Origin of the sequence: Collinsella aerofaciens, assembly GCF_001404695.1 — a bacterium.
Classification (GTDB): domain Bacteria; phylum Actinomycetota; class Coriobacteriia; order Coriobacteriales; family Coriobacteriaceae; genus Collinsella; species Collinsella aerofaciens_E.
In genome coordinates, this window is the sequence record NZ_CZAQ01000056.1 from 1 (window position 1) to 4,263 (window position 4,263).

5 protein-coding genes are annotated in these 4,263 nt (G+C 58.1%); all 5 read right to left on the reverse strand.

Translation table 11 applies throughout. The annotated features are described in order from the left end of the window. Positions 1-354: 354 nt before the first annotated feature. Positions 355-1,200 carry a sugar phosphate isomerase/epimerase family protein gene (locus AQ996_RS09300; protein WP_055252639.1) on the reverse strand — a complete coding sequence of 282 codons (846 nt, stop codon included), beginning with the start codon at positions 1,198-1,200 and terminating at the stop codon, positions 355-357. Positions 1,201-1,311: 111 nt separating this feature from the next. Continuing rightward, the gene (locus AQ996_RS09305) at positions 1,312-2,145 is read right to left on the reverse strand and encodes a PTS system mannose/fructose/sorbose family transporter subunit IID (RefSeq protein ID WP_055252641.1); all 834 of its coding nucleotides are present in this window, start codon (positions 2,143-2,145) and stop codon (positions 1,312-1,314) included. Continuing rightward, complete coding sequence (locus AQ996_RS09310) at positions 2,126-2,899, reverse strand: PTS mannose/fructose/sorbose/N-acetylgalactosamine transporter subunit IIC (protein WP_055252642.1); 774 nt, start codon at positions 2,897-2,899, stop codon at positions 2,126-2,128. Before AQ996_RS09310 ends, AQ996_RS09305 begins: the two co-directional genes overlap by 20 nt. 294 nt (positions 2,900-3,193) lie before the next feature. Beyond that, on the reverse strand, positions 3,194-3,676 hold the full coding sequence (locus tag AQ996_RS09315) for a PTS sugar transporter subunit IIB (protein ID WP_055252644.1): 483 nt from the start codon (positions 3,674-3,676) through the stop codon (positions 3,194-3,196). A 57-nt stretch (positions 3,677-3,733) separates the two neighbouring features. Continuing rightward, positions 3,734-4,153, reverse strand: coding sequence for a PTS sugar transporter subunit IIA (locus tag AQ996_RS09320; protein ID WP_055252646.1), 420 nt, complete (start codon positions 4,151-4,153; stop codon positions 3,734-3,736). Positions 4,154-4,263: the final 110 nt, after the last annotated feature.

Consider the following 4,263-nt stretch of genomic DNA (forward strand, 5'->3'; position numbering starts at 1 on the left):
TCTTGCCCGCCTCGTAGACGTTCCTGCCGTCCTCGAGGTAGCCCTCCTGGTCGAAGTGCATGATCTCGATCTTCTCGGTCTCCTTCATGTGTGTCCTCCCATCACATGTGCGCGATTCTATACATCGCGCTTCTTGCTGATACCAATTATAGCCATACGATTGCTCATTATTTAATACCAATCTAAACTCACGGAGATTTACGGCGAACGGTCGGTTTCCTCGCCCGAGTGGTATTACAACGCCATTAGTTGTCTAATTCGAGCAGCACTGCAACGAACACTCCGCAACTCGCCACCTAAAACTACGTTGCGCCAAACCCGCCCTAGTGTTTCCGGCGCAACCGCGCAGTTCGGTTATTCGGCTTCCATCTCTGCTATCACACGACGATACATATCGATAACCTGAGTTGTCGCCTTAGACGGATCCTGATAGTAGCGGCCGTCACACGTCTCGGCCGAGGCATAGCCCGTATAGCCGTGGCGCATGAGCGCCTCGAGGTCGGCACGCATATCGCGCTCGCCGTCGCCCCAGGCAAGATGCGTCGTGCCGCCGCCGACATCCACAAAGTGGGTGTGGACGATCTTGTCGCCCAAGACCTCAAAGTAGCCGTCGATTGTGTCGCCGGCAACTTCCATGGCGCCAAAGTCGATACAAGCCTTCAGGTTGGGACGATCGACCGCCTCGAGGATGCGCGCGACGTCCTGCGCGGTGTTGACCAACACGGACTCCGACGGCTGTAGCGCCTCGAGCGCAACGCGAATGCCGCGCGTATCGGCATAGTCGCATACCGAACGCAGCATGGCAACGCTGCGGGCCCAGGCGTCCTCAGCCGGCTCGTCCAGATAGGCCCAACCACTCGTCACCAGAATCTGCGGCGCACCCAGCTCAACGGCAACGTCAATGACATTCTTAAAGTACGAGAGTATGCGCTTTTGGCCCGCCTCACCACGCACCGCGACATTCCACGGCTTGGGGTTGTTCTGCTCGGGGCACACGCACACGATCTTGATGCCGTACTGGGCGGCAAGATCGCGAATCTTATCCACCGAATCGTGCTCGTGGCAATCCACATACAGGTGCATCGAGCCAGTCCACAGCTCGATATTGCGATAACCCGCCTCGCCTGCAGCCTTAAAGAACGTCTCGATGCTGTAGTAACGATGGTTGATGTTCATGAGCGAAAGCTCGGGTACGGCCATAGTCCTCCCCTTTCGTACGGGCTTTTAAAAAACAGGGGGCTGCCGCACATGCGACAAGCCCCCAAAGATCGACGCAACCGTTAGACGCGATGGAAGCGCGATTTAAACATATTAGGCAAGCACGCCAAAGAAGGCACCGATGATGCCGATGACCATGGTGCAGAGAATCAGGACCATCGGGTTGATCTTCTTGGACAGCAGCCAGTAGTAAATCCAGAAGGCGGCCATGCCGAGCATGCCGGGCATGATGCCGTCCAGGATGTCCTGGAGGGTCTGGGCGGAGTCGCCCTGACCGATGGCGACGGGCAGCGAAGCCCAGAACATGTCCTTGCTCATGGCGCCGACCACCATGACGCCGACGATGCCGACGCAGGCCATGATCTTTTGCATCAGACCGGTCTTCTGAGCCTCGTTGAGGAAGCCAATGCCCAGTTCATAACCCTTGATAGCGCCAAAGATACGAATCAGGAACGCCGGGATGTTGTAGATGAGCAGGAAGGCGATGGGGCCAAAGGCGTTGCCGGCCTGGCACAGGCTGATGCCCACGGCAGCGGCAACAACGCGCAGGGTGGACAGGAAGAAGGAGTCACCCAGACCGGAAAGCGGGCCCATGAGGGCGGCCTTGATGTCGTTGACGCTCTCGGGCTCAACCTCGCCGCGAGCGACCTTCTCTTCCATGGCCATCGCGATGCCGCCCACGAAGGGAGCGAGCTGCGGGGTGATGTTGAAGAATGCGCTGTGACGGTGCAGGGCCTCGGCGTAATCGTCGGGACGGCCGGCATAGATCTTCTTGAGCATGTTGGCGACCATCAGGCAGAAGGCAATGTTCATCTGCTTGTAGTAGGTCCAGGAGAACTCCATGCCCAGAGCGCCGGTACTCAGAGAGCTCTTAATGAGGTCGGAGCGAGTAATCTGGTTCTCGGAATTAGAAGTCATCGTCCTCATCCCCTTCCACAGAAAGCTGGGGCTGGGCGCCACCAAGGCCCAGCAGGTCGAACTTGTTGATGCCGATGATGATTGCGATCAGAGCGACACCGAGGACGGGCACGTTGGCATAGGAGCACATCAGGAAGCCCAGGAAGTAGAACGGCACGAGCTGCTTGGTAAGCACCAGACGACCGAGCATGGCGAAGCCCATGGCAGGCAGGATGTTGGCTGCGACGCCAAAGCCATCGAGGACGAACGTCGGGATGAAGTCGAGCAGGCCCTGAACGGCGTCGGCACCCAGATAGAAGGAGACCGAGCACAGGATAAAGGCCAGGACGACAATCACGAGACCGATAATCCAGTGCATAGCGTAGATACCCTTGAGGTTACCCTTGCTGGCAAAGACGTCGGCACGGTCGACCAGAAGGGGCATACCGGCGTTGACGACGTTCTTAATGGCCAGGCACAGAGTGGCGATGGGCATCGCGAGCGCGATAGCGGCCTCGGTGCTCTGACCCAGCTGAATAGCGAAGGCGCAGGCGAGCACACCGCCAATACACTCATCGGGCGGCACGTAAGCGCCGATGGAGATTGAACCCATGAAGAGCAGCTCGAGGCTCGCACCGATGGCGAGGCCGGACTGCAGGTCCCCGAGGACTATGCCGACGAGCGGGCACAGAACGATCGGGCGGAACGCATAGAGCGTACCGAGCTGATAATCGAGCTTACCGAAGGCAGCGATAAGTCCGATGAGGATCGCTTGAACAAGCATTGTTCCTCCTTTTGATCCCTCTTGGATCCGCGCGGCGATTCCCGACTTGTCAGCGCGCCCTTTTCCATGCCGACAATCGCCTAGACAGATCCAGCTTGTACCGGTGTGCTGTTAACACCTAAACCGGTGCAAATGATTTGATACCAATTATATAGTCATGAGAAAACTATTTAATACCAATCGCTCAACGGGCGTGTACTCCCGGTGAACGGTAGATGGGGGTAACGGGTAAAGCGTTTATCCGGTACGCCCACGAATAGGGGCGGCGCCGTGCGCGCCGCCCGTGGTTCCCAATTAGAGGGCGCTTAGGGCATCGACCTTGGGGTCGTCGGCCAGAGCGCGAATCTCGACCTCGACACCGCGGCCGACGAGCTCACGAATGTCCTCTTCCTCGGCAGCAGTCACAAAGATCTGGCGGGAGATCTTACGGGCATCGGGACGCTGCTCGTCCTTGGACTTGGTGTTGCCCAGGTTGATGGAGGTGATCTGCGGGCAGCCGTCGACAAGCTGCTTGGCCTCGGCGATGCTGGCGACGCAGATGATCATCTTGTACTTATCGGTAACACCGGAGTTGATGGCCTCGATGGCGTGCTCCATGTCCTTGATGACGAGCTTGACGTTGGCCGGCTTTCCCATCTTGAGCGTAGTCTTCCAGACGGGATCGTTGGCAACCTTGTCGCCAACGCAGAAGATGCAGTCAGAGCCCAAGCCCTGGACCCAAGAGACGGCCACCTGGCCATGAAGCAGACGATGGTCGACGCGAAGCAGTTGAATCATGATTGACCCCCAAAGGTCTCATGCCGGAAACCCGGCCCCATTAATAGCAGGCGGAGACTAGAACTCTTCCTCGTCATCCGCATCGGTCAGCAGATCGTTGACAAACTTGACGCGCGTGTCGTCAGCCGCGAGGATCTCGCGGATAACCTGATCGGCGGGAGCCTCCTGATCCGAGAACAGTAGCTGGATCAGCAGCGGCAGGTTCATGTTGGCGACAAGGTAGGTGTTGGGACGCGTCTGAACGATCTTGGTGAACTCGTTGTTGACGCTACCGCCAAACAGGTCGGTGCACACAATCACGTCATCGGCAGGGTCGATGGTCGCCAGCAGCTTTGCGGCCTCCTCGGCGACGTCGGTGCGACCGTCGACAAACATCGATAGATCGTGAACGTTATCGCGCGCGCCCGAGAGCAGCTCGGTGCTCTCTTTAATGCCGGTCGCAAAATGCGCGTGGCTGGCGAAGATGTATTGCCTCATTACAGTTTCCCCCAAATGGAATTAGTAGTCGAACTGGTGGTAGTAGCGGCGGTACTTGAGGTTGTGCTTGGTGACCAGCTCGTAGTTGCGCGAGAGGCGGTCGGTGGTCA